The sequence below is a fragment of the Sneathiella litorea genome (genome assembly GCF_009882915.1).
GTDB lineage: Bacteria > Pseudomonadota > Alphaproteobacteria > Sneathiellales > Sneathiellaceae > Sneathiella > Sneathiella litorea.
This window is the reverse complement of record NZ_WTUW01000002.1, coordinates 1,397,661-1,413,143: the sequence shown is the minus strand read 5'-3', so window position 1 is coordinate 1,413,143 and position 15,483 is coordinate 1,397,661. Positions and strand designations below refer to the sequence as shown.

The 15,483-nt window shown below is 49.5% G+C and carries 15 protein-coding genes; 8 read left to right on the top strand and 7 right to left on the bottom strand.

Annotated features, from left to right (window positions below):
* Nucleotides 1-37: 37 nt before the first annotated feature.
* The 4 genes from GQE98_RS13170 to GQE98_RS13155 all read left to right on the top strand — a co-directional run bounded on the left by GQE98_RS13170 (nt 38) and on the right by GQE98_RS13155 (nt 3,829).
* A complete protein-coding gene (locus tag GQE98_RS13170) occupies nt 38-442 on the top strand; it encodes an ectoine synthase (RefSeq protein WP_161316074.1) in 405 nt (134 codons plus the stop codon).
* A 22-nt stretch (nt 443-464) separates the two neighbouring features.
* Nucleotides 465-1,961, top strand: coding sequence for an aspartate kinase (locus GQE98_RS13165; protein ID WP_202526278.1), 1,497 nt, complete (start codon nt 465-467; stop codon nt 1,959-1,961).
* A 123-nt stretch (nt 1,962-2,084) separates the two neighbouring features.
* Nucleotides 2,085-2,774: an SH3 domain-containing protein gene (locus GQE98_RS13160; protein WP_161316073.1), complete on the top strand. Its 690-nt coding sequence runs from the start codon at nt 2,085-2,087 to the stop codon at nt 2,772-2,774.
* A gap of 284 nt (nt 2,775-3,058) precedes the next feature.
* Nucleotides 3,059-3,829 carry an SDR family oxidoreductase gene (locus GQE98_RS13155; RefSeq protein ID WP_161316072.1) on the top strand — a complete coding sequence of 257 codons (771 nt, stop codon included), beginning with the start codon at nt 3,059-3,061 and terminating at the stop codon, nt 3,827-3,829.
* 126 nt (nt 3,830-3,955) lie between these two features.
* Here the strand turns inward: GQE98_RS13155 and mepK are convergent, their stop codons facing one another.
* The 7 genes from mepK to GQE98_RS13120 all read right to left on the bottom strand — a co-directional run bounded on the left by mepK (nt 3,956) and on the right by GQE98_RS13120 (nt 11,042).
* Complete coding sequence (gene mepK / locus GQE98_RS13150; RefSeq protein ID WP_161316071.1) at nt 3,956-4,531, bottom strand: peptidoglycan L,D-endopeptidase MepK; 576 nt, start codon at nt 4,529-4,531, stop codon at nt 3,956-3,958.
* A gap of 83 nt (nt 4,532-4,614) precedes the next feature.
* A complete protein-coding gene (locus GQE98_RS13145; RefSeq protein ID WP_161316070.1) occupies nt 4,615-6,207 on the bottom strand; it encodes a L,D-transpeptidase family protein in 1,593 nt (530 codons plus the stop codon).
* A 170-nt stretch (nt 6,208-6,377) separates the two neighbouring features.
* The gene (locus tag GQE98_RS13140) at nt 6,378-6,998 is read right to left on the bottom strand and encodes an ABC-type transport auxiliary lipoprotein family protein (RefSeq protein ID WP_161316069.1); all 621 of its coding nucleotides are present in this window, start codon (nt 6,996-6,998) and stop codon (nt 6,378-6,380) included.
* Nucleotides 6,995-7,894: an MlaD family protein gene (locus GQE98_RS13135; RefSeq protein ID WP_161316068.1), complete on the bottom strand. Its 900-nt coding sequence runs from the start codon at nt 7,892-7,894 to the stop codon at nt 6,995-6,997. Before GQE98_RS13135 ends, GQE98_RS13140 begins: the two co-directional genes overlap by 4 nt.
* Nucleotides 7,895-7,918: 24 nt before the next feature.
* Nucleotides 7,919-8,695, bottom strand: a complete 777-nt coding sequence (locus GQE98_RS13130; protein WP_161316067.1) for an ABC transporter ATP-binding protein — start codon at nt 8,693-8,695, stop codon at nt 7,919-7,921.
* A 2-nt stretch (nt 8,696-8,697) separates the two neighbouring features.
* A complete protein-coding gene (locus tag GQE98_RS13125) occupies nt 8,698-9,858 on the bottom strand; it encodes an ABC transporter permease (RefSeq protein ID WP_202526277.1) in 1,161 nt (386 codons plus the stop codon).
* Between the two features lie 275 nt (nt 9,859-10,133).
* A complete protein-coding gene (locus GQE98_RS13120; RefSeq protein WP_161316066.1) occupies nt 10,134-11,042 on the bottom strand; it encodes a DUF2189 domain-containing protein in 909 nt (302 codons plus the stop codon).
* A 606-nt stretch (nt 11,043-11,648) separates the two neighbouring features.
* On the opposite strand from GQE98_RS13120, the gene GQE98_RS13115 reads away from it, so the two are divergent.
* The 4 genes from GQE98_RS13115 to GQE98_RS13100 all read left to right on the top strand — a co-directional run bounded on the left by GQE98_RS13115 (nt 11,649) and on the right by GQE98_RS13100 (nt 15,479).
* Nucleotides 11,649-11,939, top strand: coding sequence for a hypothetical protein (locus GQE98_RS13115; protein ID WP_161316065.1), 291 nt, complete (start codon nt 11,649-11,651; stop codon nt 11,937-11,939).
* Nucleotides 11,940-12,227: 288 nt separating this feature from the next.
* Nucleotides 12,228-14,033, top strand: coding sequence for a flavin-containing monooxygenase (locus GQE98_RS13110; RefSeq protein ID WP_202526276.1), 1,806 nt, complete (start codon nt 12,228-12,230; stop codon nt 14,031-14,033).
* Between the two features lie 3 nt (nt 14,034-14,036).
* Nucleotides 14,037-14,867, top strand: a complete 831-nt coding sequence (locus GQE98_RS13105) for an SDR family NAD(P)-dependent oxidoreductase (protein ID WP_161316063.1) — start codon at nt 14,037-14,039, stop codon at nt 14,865-14,867.
* Nucleotides 14,868-14,903: 36 nt separating this feature from the next.
* The gene (locus GQE98_RS13100; protein ID WP_161316062.1) at nt 14,904-15,479 is read left to right on the top strand and encodes a carboxymuconolactone decarboxylase family protein; all 576 of its coding nucleotides are present in this window, start codon (nt 14,904-14,906) and stop codon (nt 15,477-15,479) included.
* Nucleotides 15,480-15,483: the final 4 nt, after the last annotated feature.

Sequence of the window (15,483 nt, the reverse complement as noted above, 5' to 3'; positions counted from 1 at the left end):
GGCACCAGACAGCTAGATACTATTTCAGGAGACTATTATGATTGTTCGCACGCTTGAAGAGTGTGAAAACTCTAACCGCACCGTAAAAACCGACACATGGAAAAGCGTTCGCCTTTCCCTGGCCGATGATGGAATGGGATATTCCTTCCATATCACGACCATCTACGCCGGAACGGAAACGCCAATCTGGTACAAAAACCATTTTGAGACCGTTTACTGCATTTCCGGCAATGGCGAAGTGGAAACCGTCAGCGATGGCAAGATCTACAAGATCGAACCTGGTACTGTTTATATTCTGAACAAGAATGACCAGCATTTGCTGCGGGGTGGAACCGAAGACATGCAGCTCGCCTGTGCCTTCAATCCGCCGCTTAACGGCCGCGAAGTCCATGATGAGGATGGCGCCTACAAGCTGAACGAAGAAGCACTTCAAAACGTATAAAAATACGGAAACGGGATAATCTATGACCAGTAAGACAATGCCAACCGCAAATAACGGGGAAGCAACGAAGGATCGCAGGTCGCATACCGTCCACAAAATTGGCGGAACCTCGATGTCGAATATCGAGGCGGTGTTTGATAACATCCTCATTGGCGGCAGAAAACCCGAAGAGCTTTATAATCGGATTTTCGTGGTCTCCGCTTATGGCGGTGTCACTGATTTATTGCTTGAAAACAAGAAAACGGGGGAACCGGGCGTATTCGCGCTTTATGCCGGCTCAGAGAATGATTGGGCATGGGGCGACGCCCTGTCCCGAGTTCAAAACCGCATGCTGGAAATCAATGCGGATGCCTTTGACGACGAGGCGGACCGCAAACTTGCCGACCGGTTCGTGCAGGAACGGGTTGAGGGCGTTCGAAGCTGCCTGATCGATCTGCAGCGGATTTGCGGCTATGGACATTTCAAGCTTAAAGAACATCTGATGACCGTGCGAGAAATGATAAGCGGCATTGGAGAGGCCCATAGCGCTCATAATACGATGCTATTGCTGCGTCGTCGGAGCGTAAATGCCGAGTTTGTTGATCTTTCGGGCTGGCGTGAAAGCGAGAGCATGAGCCTTGAAGATCGCATCCGCGATGCCTTCGTCGATATAGATGTTCAGACCGTGATGCCCATCGTCACCGGCTATACACAGGCCGCAGATGGTCTGATGGGAATTTACGGGCGCGGTTATTCTGAAGTAACCTTTTCCGCGGTTGCCTGCGTAACCGGGGCGAAAGAATCCGTTATCCATAAGGAATTTCACCTCTCCAGTGCAGACCCGCGGATTGTCGGTACTGACAAGGTGCAACCTATTGGCCGGACAAACTATGACGTCGCAGACCAGCTCTCCAACATGGGGATGGAAGCGATCCATCCTCGCGCGGCAAAAGGTCTCCGGCAGCAGGGTATCCCCCTTCGGATCGTCAATACCTTTGAGCCAAACCATCCCGGCACCGTTATTGAAGAAAGCTGGACACCGGAGGAGGCCCGCATCGAAATTGTAACTGGCCTTGAAAATGCGTTTGAAATTGAGGTGTTCGATCAGGATATGGTCGGCATACCGGGGTCGGGTGAGGTTGCGCTGACGGCCTTCCGTCGTTTCAAGGTTCCGCTTGTCAGCTGGAGCATGAACGCGAATACAATGTCATTCTATGTTTCCGCGCCGATGAAGCAGGTGCGCCGCGTGATTGAAAACATCCAGAAACATCAGCCCGGCGCAGATATTCAGACCCGAAAGGTTGATATCGTGTCGGCAATCGGAGCAAACTTGCGGGCCAAAAACATCCTTGGCGATGCAATTGCAGCGATCGAGAATTCAAATCTCGACCTGCTTGCCACACATGTGTCCGGGCGCGGTGTAGATATCCAGTTCGCCTTCCCCGATGGCAGCTATACGGAAGCGGTCGAGATCCTTCACAAGGCGCTAATCGAGAATACGGGGTATGAGCTGATTGACGCCAAAAAATCGGCGGCCTGAATGATGCCATCATAATAACTCAATGGCTTGAGCCTCGACCTAGGTTTGATCTTGCATAATGCTTGAAATTTCTTACCAATGTTCTCGTTTCTCACATACGCGAAGTTGTGGCGTAAATATTCTATGACGGGAGTAAAGAAGTTGAACGATTTTTGTTTCTTTCGCTCAACAGCTTTCGTTTTCGCCACAGCCATTTTTCTCGCGGGGTCAGCCAATGCTGACAATGTGACATCAGGTCGCCATTCTATTTCTTCTTCAAGTGCCGCGACATTGATCAAGGGTAAGATTGAAGGTTACGAGATACACGAATATCGGATGACCTCCGATGCCAACCAAACTCTTTCGGTTGACATGAAAAGCAGCAATCCCGGTGCTTACTTTGATATTCAACGTTCCGGATCAGATAGAGCCCTTTTTTCCGGACAAAGAAAGGGTGCGGTAGCGGATGTATATACAAACGAACCTGGTGACTTTTTAATTAAAGTTTACCTCGCAAGGAGTGCCGCAAACCGGGAGGAAAAAGCGACCTATTCCCTGGCTATCGGAATTCATGGGCCGGATTTCGCAGATGGTCTTGCAGGAGGCCCGGATTATTGGAAAGTAAGGGGAGTGGGCGGAGGACAGCGTTTGAATGTGCGAATAGGTCCATCAACGCGCTATGCGATAATCGACAAGGTGAATAACGGGGATGTATTGCAAAATATGGGCTGCCGTAAGTCGTTCACAGAGCGCTGGTGCCAAGTTAGTGTAGTTGGTATTGGGACTTCAGGCTGGGTGGCAGGAAAATATTTGAGGGAAGCACCGCCGCCTTAGATGCCTGACACACCTGAGAGCGGCCCGAGAGGAAAGCGAATTCCTTTTGATGCTATGGGACTGACAAAAATATACTCTCATTTTGGTTTGAAATGATGAGTGCTGTTGATATTGCGTCTATTCCCTGAGACCAATAACACCTTCTCCGAGCGAAAGAGATACACATAGAAAACTTGATTTGAATTTGCCGTAGATAGACTACTGTGATTGTTTGGTAAGGTAACAGGTTAAGTGGTCACTGGAATCAGCAAAACCTGAAATATGGCGGCAAGGAGATCTCATATATGGGCATTCTGGAAAAATTCAGACTTGATTGTAAGACAGCGTTGGTCACAGGCTCCAGTCGCGGGATAGGTAAGGCCATGGCAGTTGCGCTGGCAGAGGCAGGGGCCGATATTATCTGTGTAAGTTCGTCGCTGGAAGAGCACGGAAGCGTGGTAGAGCAAGCAGTTCTGGCAACGGGTAGAAAATTTACAGGATATAGCTGCGATTTTAGGGATCGGAACGCTTTGTATGGGTTTATCGACCGGGTTAAATCAAAAAATCATCAAATTGATATTCTGGTTAATAATGCCGGAACTGTCAGGCGAGCGCCAGCCGTTGACCATCGGGATGAAATTTGGGATGAGGTGATTGACATTAATCTGAATGCCCCGTTTGTGCTTTCGCGAGAATTTGGCAAGGAAATGGTGAAGCGTGGATCGGGAAAAATTATTTTCACCGCCTCGGTACTGACGTTCCAGGGCGGCTTGAATGTACCTGGTTACACTGCAAGTAAGGGCGCGATAGGGCAGTTGACGATGGCACTGTCAAACGAATGGGCCAGTAAGGGTGTCAATGTAAATGCAATCGCGCCGGGTTATATTCGAACCGATGTAACTCAGGATTTACAGGATGATCCTGAGCGACAAAAAGCGATCCTCGGGCGTATACCGGCTAATCGATGGGGTGAGGTTGAAGATATTGCCGGTACGGTAGTCTTCCTCGCGTCGTCCGCGTCAGATTACTTAAACGGATCAATTGTGACCGTTGATGGCGGCTGGATGGGGCGTTAATATAGTCACCGTTATTATCCCGACCTGTTTTGAGGATGCGTGGAAGGCGAAGCGCCTCGGGCGACTTCAAACCACCGAGGCGTTGGTAGCGCGACAAGAATGACCTAAGTCCCGGATCATCAGAACTTATGTCCAGTAACGGACGGGGCCAGTATCAATATGGAGAAACTGGGATTTAGGGTAATATCCTACGCCGCCGCCTTTGAGACTTTTTGCAGCTTTTTGAAGATACTTGAGATCGACGCCCCCAATGCGAAGATCTATAGCCATTCCCTTCATATGATAACTTTTTTTAGCTACATTACTGCTGTTCTTGCGCAGGGCGGCGTTTGTTTTCGGCGACCTGTAGCCGGAGATAATCTGCGCAGATTTGGAAGCGTCAACTGAATGATGAAGCTTATGAATCAGCAGTAACAGTTTCGGGTCAATCTTGGCTACCTCGTCCGTGCGAAAATCCCGAAGCAGGTAATTTATTTCCCGCAAGCTCTCGGGAACGAATTTACCTTCAATCCAAAAAACAGACTGAAGACGTTCACCTGTATGCAGGTTGTTCAAGAATAACTTTTTTTCATGTCCTGTGAATTGCGTTGCCGCTTGTGCAATTGAAGGAAGAAAAAACCCCGCTGAAACAGCGGCTACTCCATTGCGTAAAAAAAGGCGCCGTGAACGATGCCTGGATAAAGTCTCCGCCGTATTGTTCATAAGCAACGATCCGTCATATTCTGATTAAGCTGCTCACATATATTAGACAAATTGTGTTAATTTTTTGTCTTTATGGCGAATAATTATTCAGTGGCACCAAGGCCCAAAATATGTATCAAATCCGCATCCCGGCCATAAACATCCTTCCAAAGTTGCAATTGGCCAGCCTCATCCACTAGTGCCGTGAAATAAGTGATATAAATGGGGATTGGGGCAGGTAATTTTGCCACCTGCTTTTCGCTAGAGGTCATCGCCTCTTGTATCGATCCTATCGTCCATTTGGCGGAGGGTTCCATGAGGAAGCCAGCCAGGGTTAGCGGGTCCGCTACGCGAATGCACCCTGAGGAAATCGCTCGACCCGACTTGTTAAAAAGATTCTTATGCGGCGTATCGTGAAGATAGATGTCATAGGGATTGGTCAGCGTAAATCGGATCTGGCCGAGAGCATTGCTCGATCCCGGGTTTTGGACAAATTTATAGTTTAGGCGCTCCGGCGATATTATCCGCCAATCGACTGCCTCGGGATCTATTTCCGGGGCATCTTTCTTCCAAGACGTGAATACCCGAAAATCCGACGCGCGCAGAAAATTCACATCCGCTTTAATTTTTGGTAACAGGTCTTCGCGGGCAATTTTGACAGGCACCGTCCAGGTTGGCCGGAATTTGATACCGGTGATTTTATCATTCAGGATCGGTGTGCGGCGCTTTGGTTGTCCAACAATTACCCGCATGCGCAGTTTTTCGGCACCATCGGAAACCGCGGTCAGGTCAAACCCCGGAACATTGACAATTACATAACGGGAGCCGAGATTCTCTGGTAACTGGCGCAACCTTTCAAGATTGATTGTTATTTTTTGGATAATGCTTGCGGGTGAAACATTCAAAGCGGCATAAGTTTCAGGGCCAATAATGCCGTCCGGCGTTAACCCATTTCGGGTCTGGAACCGCTCGACGGCAACGAGAAGGGTATTATCGAAAACATCATTTGTCTCATCGTTATCGGCGGGAAGATCCCCTAATATTTTCAAGCGCGCCCTGACGTGACGAACATTAGGGTCGGAGGATCCGAGTTCCAGCTTTTGACCTGTGTTCAGAAGGGGCCATTTCATATCAGCGATTTTACGGTATCGCTCCAGATATTCCTTCAGGCTTTTGTATTTCATGCTTTGCGGAGGTAGGCTTTCCAACCATGCTTGAAAATCGGCTGTTAGCAGTCCGGTCTTCAATAAAGCAGCGGCATCCGTCGGGTTTGGAATGTCAAAAAGCTCTGGATCCACATAACGTGCAGCCAGACGGCCATCCCGTATGTCTGAAATGTAACGCAACAGACCCTTTGTGAAGCTGCGGTCATAGTTTTCTGGTGCCAGGCTTTCATTTATATGATTATTCGAAGGGAGGTAGTCTGACGGCTTGAGCCCTTCCCGGTCTGCTTGACTCAACAAGTTGACAATAATCTTTCCGCGCGCGGTTAAGCCTGTCGCCGGCGTCCACCAAATTGAATCTTCTCCTAAATCAGCGTAAATTTTATCAACTACCGCAGGTTCAAATCCACCCCTGACCTCATCGGCCACGGCTGTATTATAAAAGACCCCGGGACATAGCCCCAGCATGACCATTAAAGCTGCCGGAGCCAGCCCGTGAACCATCCTGTTGAGAATATAGTATTTACCGCGCATCACTTCCCCTATGTCATCTTATACATAATGTAGTGCCCTGACGTCGCCATAGGTAATTATCAGAGCGGGGCGGGTGAGGAGTGCTACTTCTTTTTGGTTGAGTTTACCTATATTTTTCTCTCCTGATGGTGCATTTTGGGCCTTAGTTTCCCGTCTCATTGACGCTTCTTCTATGGCTTGGCTAAAGTCCACTCCACAGTCCTACGCAGGACTTTTCCCAAAGCCGTATCGAAGGCGAGTATGATCGCGTCTATGTTCGTAGCCGTGCTTAGAATAGCCGCTTCGAAGCTTTCTGATGCGACGACCTCCTGTTGAGACGGGTCGAATAATATCGCATTCAAACGGACCCGAACCAATGGTTCTGCAGTGCCATGAAAATATTCAGCCTGAAACTCCCGGAGTTCGCCCTTCAGGATGTAATTAGGTCGTAAACCAATTGTGTCTCGCCCGACCGTGGCGATGTGACCACTATTTGTAAAGCTTTCGATCAGTAGCGTTTGGATCATTCGCGGGGTTCGCTCTGTCCAGCTTGCATCGGCAAAGTATTTCAACTCTGTCGGTTTAGGGTGCAAGGCAATACGTTTACTGTCGAGCCCACCCGTGGCAACCGGTTCTTCGATTACGAGTTTCCAATCGACATCCGACAGATCATCAGAAAACGTGCTTTTAGGGGTTAATTTGTAAAGGCTCACCACGCCTTTATCTCCGGAAATGGAAATGGTTCCGCAGCCGGTTAAAACAATTAATAACGTCGCAACGATAAATGATATGGAGTGTTCTGACTTCATCATTTTGCCTTAAACTCTGCGTCCCGTTCGCCAAAGAGAAACCCGGATGGATCGTTTTCAATACGGTCTGTAATGCGAGTCATTATCGCGACCAGTTTCCGGGATTCAGCAAGAAAATCCCTAAATTCCATAACCGCTGCCTTACCATCATTCTCGATCAGATTATCGACGTCAGCCAGAGTACCGTGAGCGACAGAAAGACTGGCTTCCAAATCTTGAACTAGAGGTTTGGTTTCGTTTGCAATCTGGCGAATTAGACGGGCAGATTCAACTACATCAGCACTGGTGCGATCCAAAGAATCAATAATGTTTTCGATCTTGTCTGTGCGCGAGGAAATACTTGCCATGACCCGGGCCACATCCGCAAGTATCTCCGCAGCAAGGCGCTGGTTGTCTGAATTCAGAATATTAGACGCCCGGTCAGCCAATTCCTTACTGCTGGCAATCAGGTCTGGTGCTCCAAGAGTCAGTTTCTCGAGTTGCGATGGTTCAGAGGGGATAACAGGGTACTGTCTGCCTCGGTCCGCGATCAAAACTTCGGCACCTGCTTGTGCGCCATCGATGTTAATATAGGAAACGCCGGTTATTCCCTGTAATTCCAGCCGTGCGTGGTCACCATTTCGGAGAGGGACTGCGGCGTCTGTTTCGACCAGAACCCTTATACGCTCGGGATTTTCGGGATCAATACTAATATGTTTCACCGAACCGACGTTGATACCCCGATATCTTACGTCTGCGGCTAGCGATAAGCCACTAACTGAGTTTTCAAAGTATATTTCGTAGAACGTCGTTTCCTGATCAAACTCCACCTTTGCAAGCCAGGCGACGAATGCGAACAAAGAGAGCGTGCTGATCAGGACAAAGCTGCCAACAAGAATATGTTTTGCTTTGAGTTCCATCGTTCCCCCGTTTATGCCGATGCATTATCGCCCTGGTTTTAATAACCCGGCGGATCGCGCCCGTGGTCCATGGAAATATTCCAAGACCCAAGGGTGGCGTTCGTTCAACATCTGTTTCATGTCGCCGATCACGACCACCCGTTTGTCCGCAAGAACAGCAATACGGTCGCAGATGGCATTCAAGCTGTCAAGGTCGTGGGTCACCATGAAAACAGTGAAATCAAGGGTCTTCCGTAATCTCTCGATCAAGGCATCGAAGCGTGCAGCACCAATCGGATCAAGGCCCGAGGTCGGTTCATCCAGAAACAGTATTTCCGGATCTAGTGCCAAAGCACGCGCCAGGCCAGCGCGCTTACGCATACCCCCTGATAATTCCGCAGGATAGAGTCTGCCAGCCTCCGGCGGCAGGCCAACCAATCCAATTTTTATCATTGCGATTTCATCCATCAATCGCTGATTCAGATTCAGATGCTCCTTTAAAGGAACCTGGATATTCTGCGCCACCGTCAATGATGAAAATAATGCGCCGTCCTGGAACAATACGCCCCATCGCGCTTCGAGGGCGGAACGTTCAGGCGGCTCTAGGTCCAATACGCGCTGACCAAGGACCTCAATACATCCCGACCATGGCTTTTTCAGACCGATGATACAGTGAAGCAAGACCGACTTTCCCGTGCCGGACCCGCCGACAACACCGAGAACTTCTCCCTTGCGGACTTCCAAATTTAGGCCGTCATGAACTAAATGATCCCCGAAACCCGTATGTAAATCCTCAACCTTGATAACTGCATCGCCCGTCATCCTTAAACTCCGGCCAACTGGAAGAAAATGGAGAAAATGGCATCGGCCACGATAACCAGAAAAATGGATTCAACAACGGAACGGGAGGTCATATGACCAACGCTCTCTGCGCTTCCGCCAACCTGGAAGCCCTCATAACAACCAACCAAGGCAATTATAACAGCGAAGAAAGGCGCCTTGATAATGCCAATCCAAAAACTCCACAAAGAAACTGCATCGCTAAGTCTTTCGATGAATTGATCTGGCCTGATGTCAAGAACGATCCAAGTCATCAGTCCTCCGCCAAGCAATCCAATCATGTCGGCGAAAAACGCTAATAGTGGCATGGCCAATACCAATGCCAACAATCTTGGGAGCACGAGTACTTCGATGGGATCCAGGCCAAGAGTGCGCATGGCGTCGATTTCTTCGTTCACCTTCATTGCGCCGATTTGTGCGGTGAAGGCGCTGGCCGACCGTCCCGCAATAACAATGGCGGCAAGCAAGATGCCTATCTCGCGCAGGATTGAGACAGCGATCAGATTGACAACGAACACTTCTGCCCCGAACTGCTTCATCTGGCTGGCGCCCTGATAAGCGATAACGACGCCGATGAGGAAGGAAATCAAGCCGACGATAGGAAGCGCATTTAGCCCAACCTTCTCCATGTGATGGATCATCGGGACGATGCGAAGGCGAGCCGGGTGCGACACGCTGCGTGATAGGGTCAGTAAAACGAGGCCAAAAAAGCCGAGAAAATCGCGCGCCCGGGCCAAGGCATCCAGAGTCATTTCGCCAGTGTGCGCGACCCATTCCAATAGTTGGTTTGCATGGGGAAGGGGAGGAGGAGTTTGATCATTGGCCGCAACTTCGTCCAAAAGAATACCATATTCAGGTTTCACACCCTCAAGTACCACCTCTGTATCACCAGATTCTAGACTTTTACGTGTGCGATAGATTAACCATGCTCCAGCCGTATCTAACCTCTCTAACCCTGAAAGATTAAAAATATACTTGGTGCTTGTACCGTCATGGATAACCGTGAGCTCCTTGTCCAGCCGTTCGGCCGCGCCGATAGTCCAGCATCCCCCAAGTTCTATCATCCCACCGGTATTTAATTTTATCCAAGCAGGTTTAGGCTGCGATTGATTAACCGTCGTGGTACTGGTGCTTTCGTCTGCCATCACCACTTTCCCCTCCAACGACGCCTTTGGGTCTAGATTTTGAGACCCGTTTTTAACGGGCGAGCTACAAGCTAGCGGTTTGGGCGGGCTTTATCCAGTATTTCCGGTTATGGCGTTCAATTCGTAGCCGGTCTTAGTTGAGACTGAGTGCGGATAGAAAAGCTTTTTCTCCGCGAGGTATTTGTTCATAAAATGACCGGGTTTTTAAGAAGAGAGTAAAAGCTCCTCAATCGCGCTCTTCTCTCTCTTTCTCTTTTCATACTCAAATTTTCATTCTATTTCTGCATTGGTTTAGGTGGGGTGGGATACTCTTCTGGAAGATCACCCGACATCACTTGCTTATAGGCATGCCAAGTTGCGTGGCCAACGAGCGGTAGTGTCACTATCAGTCCGATCCCGGCTGTGGCCAGGCCAACTCCCGTGAGTATCACAATAATTGCTGCCCACAGGATCATTGCGTTACGGTTATGGGCGACGGCATAGGCGCTGGCAATGATAGATGGCAACAGTATTGTATTCCGGTCCATCATCATCGGCATGGCAAAAGCTCCGACGAAGAAAATACAGCCAGCAAAAACGGCACCAACAAGAGCAATGGAAATTCCGAAATAGACGCCTTCCATACTAAGGGCACGCATCAGAATGATGTGCCACTCCGGCATGATACCCGGAAAATTCAATGCAAAAACGGTAAAGGAAATGCGGATCCAAACCTGAAATATAAAGGCAAGCGCAATGCCAAAGCCGAAGATTCCCAATTTATTATGGCGCGCAGCGGTAACCGCAGCCATAAGAGAGACTTTTTCTCCTGCCGCATGACGACGACTGATCTCGTAAAAGCCGATCCCGACCGCGGGTCCTACAAGAAGAAATCCGGTCAGGCCAGGCAGTATCAGATATGGCCAGCCCATGAAGTAGAAACCGAAAGACATCATCAGCCCGATGAAAATGAACAGAGCAGCATAACTAGCACTGACAGCGGTATTGGCTTTCAGGTCCGACCAGCCGGCGGCGAGCCACTTCCAGACATCCTCCGTAGCCACTTCACCTACCAGAGCCATCTCCTTAACTAGAAAGTGAGCATTCTTAGGGCCGTGATGCGGTGGCGGATTTTCTGATTCACTGGGGCGTGGTTCGATTGCGGGCGCTTCCTTTGTGGGTATGGTCTTTCCCTCGTTGGTCATGCTTCCCTCCCCACACACATGCATATCCGAGAAGCTTACGAGTATACAATGATTCAGTAAAGTCACCTAATAATGTTGAAAAGTTATTAGGCTATCCTTTGGGCCAACTTGTGCTGGATCGATCAGCCCGACCAAACTAATTAGCGTAAACCTCCCGCTTTTGTATCCGATTTCTGTATCGGCTCCAGAAGCGATCGCCACGCCTTTACCCGCGTCGGTGGTTGCCAAAGTGCCGCTGAAAGCTATATAGTTCCGGTCTCCACACGCGAAATTAAGCGAAACTGGAAAAGTATGCTTATCAATTGGAACAGCCTCGCTGGTTAGTGCTGCTTCTTGCCTTCAATTCGAATGCTGTCCATTGGTATATGATCTCTAGCTACTATTGATCTTTGCGTTCAGCGAAAGTGTCCTGCCCGCAAAGTAGTCATTCTCGAGCCTTCAACTCCGGACTACTGTTTCTGAAAAGACCAGCAGTTTGGATACCGGATACTATGGCCATAGCATTTCTTAATGACTTAAATAAAAGGAACTTTGGATTTTTTGAAATCATTCAACAGTTCTACTCTGTAAAAGTTCGGCCAAATTCTGTTTCAGGGGATGGTCCTATTGAGCGGAAGGTTCATTCAACTCTTGATCGAGGTATTGTTTGCTACCACTCAACATTTTTACAAAGAGTTGATGGTTCGCATTCAGATGCAAGGCGCTTTTGTCGATGCCATTCTCATCGTGACGATCTTCGAACAAAGCTTCGAGACGGAAGAAAGAATTTTGTTCGGGCCGTTCGCCGAATGTTTCGACAAGTCGGATATCATGGGCTTCAATGCCGGAGAATGCCTCAACCTGTTCGGTTTACTGCAAAATACGGGCAGCGCGTTCAGCTCCTTCGTCCTTCTATGATCGTATCTTTAAAGCCAAAAAGAATGATTTCTGATGATCATTCTTCAAGGCGACATCTGGTTCGAAAGCAACATGATTATGAGCGTGAGCCACCTAAAATCAGCGGTTCAGGCCAGCGTTCTTCAAACGAATGCGCGATGAAATTATTTCCGAGCAGTCAAGGCCTCTATTAAAAACTAAATAAAAAAACCTATAGTTGTGCGTGTGTGAGTAAAAATTTGCCGCCACGAAATACGGCAAACTTTTTGCCAAGTCATGCCGATAAGAACGGCGAGAGGAGTTTCAAGGATGAACACAGATAGTAGCGATGAAACGATTAGAAATGCCAATTTTGTTAGGGCTTGGTTGGCTAATTTTGAGCGAAGTCTTTTAGCATCAGACAGGGAAAATCTTGGAACTCTATTCTCCGAGAAGAGCCATTGGAAGGATCTCCTGGCTTTCACTTGGAGCATCACACCACATGACAGTCTATCGGCAATCATTGATAGCTTACTTGCACTTCAACCCGAAGTGCAGGCCAGCAACTTTTGTCTCGATGAAGACCGGACACCTCCGCGCCGCGTCAACCGGCTAGGCATAGATTCAATTGAAGCTATTTTTTCTTTCCAAACACAAGCAGGGCGAGGGCATGGCCTACTCCGGCTGCTAGCTGAAAATCCTGAACAAGCCTGGGTTTTTACGACTTCGCTTGAGGAGATTAAAGGGCATGAGGAGCCCATCGGTGCGATGCGTCCCGATGGGTCGTCCTATTCGCGCATGTTCGGAGGAAGCAATTGGAGTGACAACCGTAAAGAAGAAATTACTTTCGAAGGACGCGAACCTGAAGTGTTGATTATCGGTGGAGGTCAGGCAGGCTTGAGCGTTGCCGCGCGCCTGCGGCTTCTTGGAGTAAGTGCGTTGGTGGTAGACCGCAATCCGCGAGTCGGGGATGTGTGGCGCAATCGTTATCGTTCACTTGCGCTACACAACAAGATTGGCCTTAATCATATGGCATATCTTCCGTTTCCTCCGAACTGGCCCGAATTCCTGCCAAAGGATATGATCGCTAACTGGCTGGAAACATATTCTTGGGCAATGGAGTGCAATGTATGGACTGGTACCACGTTTCTCGGTGCTGACTATATCGAGAAAAACTCCGAATGGAGTGCGCGCGTGCGTACAGAGGATGGCAAAGAAAGACTCTTGCGCCCGCAGCACATCGTATTTGCGAATGGCATTGCGGGTAGGCCGATAATCCCCGAGTTTAAAGGTTTGCAGGACTTCTCCGGGACTCTAATGCATACCCATGAATTCGACGACGGTTCAGCTTGGGCGGGCAAAAAAGCGATAGTCATCGGCACAGGGACAAGCGGTCACGACGTGGCGCAGGATCTACAAAGTCACGGTGCGAATGTGAATTTGGTCCAGCGCGGGTCGACGACTGTTGCCAGTATCAAGGCTGCTGGCTTAGTACACTCCGTTTATTACAATGAGAATCTGCCACTGGAAGATGCCGATCTTGTCGGCACGTCTAGTACTTATCCTTTGCTTATTCGCGGTCATCAGCTCTCAGCTCAGAAAATGAAAGAGATAGATGCAGAAATGATCGCAGGGCTAGAAGCGCGTGGCTTTCGCATAGACTACGGTGAAGACGAAACGGGTCATCAGATGAAATTCCGCCGTCGACACGGTGGCTACTATCTCGACTGCGGATGCAGCAAGTTGATTATTGAAGAAAAGATCGGGCTACTCCACTTTGAGGACGTGGATTGTTTTGTACCACAGGGCATCCGTATGAAGGACGGCAGCGTGATAGAGGCGGATCTAATCGTTTCCGCGACTGGCTACCAGAATCAGCAGGAAGTCGTTCGCGAACTGCTCGGTGATCGGATCGCTGACAAAATTGGTCGCATATGGGGCATTGCCGATGACGGAGAATTGGCGAACATGTACCGGGCAACTGCACAGTCGGGTTTGTGGTTTATTGGGGGAGGATTTTCACATGCGCGCATATACTCACACTATATTGCCCTGCGGATTAAGGCCGATCAACTGGGCCTTGTGAATGACAGCGCCCAGGGCGCACGCCATCAGTCAACACAGGGGGCAGCTTGAGCAATGTTACGATTAGATGGGAAAATAGCATTCATAACCGGAGCTGGCTCTGTAGGCGAGGGCTGGGGAAACGGTAAGGCGACGGCTGTGCTCATGGCTCGTCAAGGAGCGAAAGTCTTTGGTGTTGATCTAGACAAGAAAGCTTTGGAGGGGACCGCTGAACGCATGAGGGCGGAAGGCCTGGAAGATTCATGGATATCGCTACCTTGTGACATGACTGACAATGATCAAGTGAAGGCTGCGTTTGATGCGTGCTTGGCGCGGTTTGGTCGTATAGATATTCTCGTCAACAATGTCGGCGGCAGTGCACCGGGCAATCCTGTTTCAATGAGTGAAGAAGTTTGGCGTCATCAGATCGATCTCAATCTCACTACCTGTTTTCTGGCCTGCAAGCATGCGCTACCCACAATGGTGTCCCAGTTTGAGAATGAAGGCAAGGGCGGAGCAATTGTCAATTTGTCCAGTATTGGCTCGATGACTTATCAGGTTGGGGGGCGGGTAAGTGCGGCTTATGCTGCATCCAAGGCAGGGGTGGTCGCATTCGGCCGTTCGACTGCAATAGCTTATGTGAAGCAGGGAATACGGGTAAATACCGTCGTTCCAGGCGTCATGCATACGCCGCTCGTTGAAAACCGACTTGTCGCTCAACTCGGTGCCGGAGATGCTAAATCCCTGATCGCGGCGCGCAATGCCAGCGTTCCCATGGGTCGCATGGGAGATGCATGGGATGTTGCCAACGCCGTGCTCTTTCTGGCCAGTGATGAGGCGCGCTACATCACGGCAACCGAGATCGTAGTCGATGGTGGTATGACCGCCGCAAGGCCGAGCCAATGAGAGTCAAAAGTTCCATTTATTCAGGAGAAACATGATATGGCAAGAATTCAGCCATTGGCTCAAGATGAGTTGAGTGCCGAACAGCTTAACGCTTGCCGAGAAGTGCAAGCGGGTCCACGCGGCAAGGTTCCCACACCGATGACCGCCTGGCTTCGAAATGCAGAGCTCGCTCGACGGGGACAGAAGCTAGGCGAATTGTTGCGGTTCGATACCGAGCTCGATGCGGCACTCACTGAAATTGCGATATTGACCTGCGCCAGGTACTGGACGTCTCACCATGAATGGACAGCTCACAAAAAACTTGCGCTCCAAGCGGGTGTGTCAAGCGGCGTGATTGCAGACATTGCCGCAGGCCGCCAGCCCAACTTTGACGATGAGAAGCAAGAGATGGTTCACAAACTCTCTGCTACAGTCTTAAAGAAGGGTAAGCTCTCCCAGCCACTTTATGACGAAGGAATGGCAATGTTTGGTGAACGTTGTCTCGTAGAGCTAACTGCCATACTGGGCTATTACTGTCTCGTCTCTCTAACGCTAAATGTTTTCGAGTTGGGTTTACCTGAGAATGTTGCAGCTGAATTGAACGACACAGTTTCTGATCAGGAGGCACCATGAGGGC

What these genes read in the sequence shown, in the direction of transcription:
- GQE98_RS13170 (WP_161316074.1), top strand. Translation starts at nt 38, where the DNA reads ATGATTGTTCGCACGCTTGAAGAGTGTGAAAACTCTAACCGCACCGTA.
- GQE98_RS13165 (WP_202526278.1), top strand. Translation starts at nt 465, where the DNA reads ATGACCAGTAAGACAATGCCAACCGCAAATAACGGGGAAGCAACGAAG.
- GQE98_RS13160 (WP_161316073.1), top strand. Translation starts at nt 2,085, where the DNA reads ATGACGGGAGTAAAGAAGTTGAACGATTTTTGTTTCTTTCGCTCAACA.
- GQE98_RS13155 (WP_161316072.1), top strand. Translation starts at nt 3,059, where the DNA reads ATGGGCATTCTGGAAAAATTCAGACTTGATTGTAAGACAGCGTTGGTC.
- mepK (WP_161316071.1), bottom strand. Translation starts at nt 4,531, where the DNA reads ATGAACAATACGGCGGAGACTTTATCCAGGCATCGTTCACGGCGCCTT.
- GQE98_RS13145 (WP_161316070.1), bottom strand. Translation starts at nt 6,207, where the DNA reads ATGCGCGGTAAATACTATATTCTCAACAGGATGGTTCACGGGCTGGCT.
- GQE98_RS13140 (WP_161316069.1), bottom strand. Translation starts at nt 6,998, where the DNA reads ATGATGAAGTCAGAACACTCCATATCATTTATCGTTGCGACGTTATTA.
- GQE98_RS13135 (WP_161316068.1), bottom strand. Translation starts at nt 7,894, where the DNA reads ATGGAACTCAAAGCAAAACATATTCTTGTTGGCAGCTTTGTCCTGATC.
- GQE98_RS13130 (WP_161316067.1), bottom strand. Translation starts at nt 8,695, where the DNA reads ATGACGGGCGATGCAGTTATCAAGGTTGAGGATTTACATACGGGTTTC.
- GQE98_RS13125 (WP_202526277.1), bottom strand. Translation starts at nt 9,858, where the DNA reads ATGGCAGACGAAAGCACCAGTACCACGACGGTTAATCAATCGCAGCCT.
- GQE98_RS13120 (WP_161316066.1), bottom strand. Translation starts at nt 11,042, where the DNA reads ATGACCAACGAGGGAAAGACCATACCCACAAAGGAAGCGCCCGCAATC.
- GQE98_RS13110 (WP_202526276.1), top strand. Translation starts at nt 12,228, where the DNA reads ATGAACACAGATAGTAGCGATGAAACGATTAGAAATGCCAATTTTGTT.
- GQE98_RS13105 (WP_161316063.1), top strand. Translation starts at nt 14,037, where the DNA reads ATGTTACGATTAGATGGGAAAATAGCATTCATAACCGGAGCTGGCTCT.
- GQE98_RS13100 (WP_161316062.1), top strand. Translation starts at nt 14,904, where the DNA reads ATGGCAAGAATTCAGCCATTGGCTCAAGATGAGTTGAGTGCCGAACAG.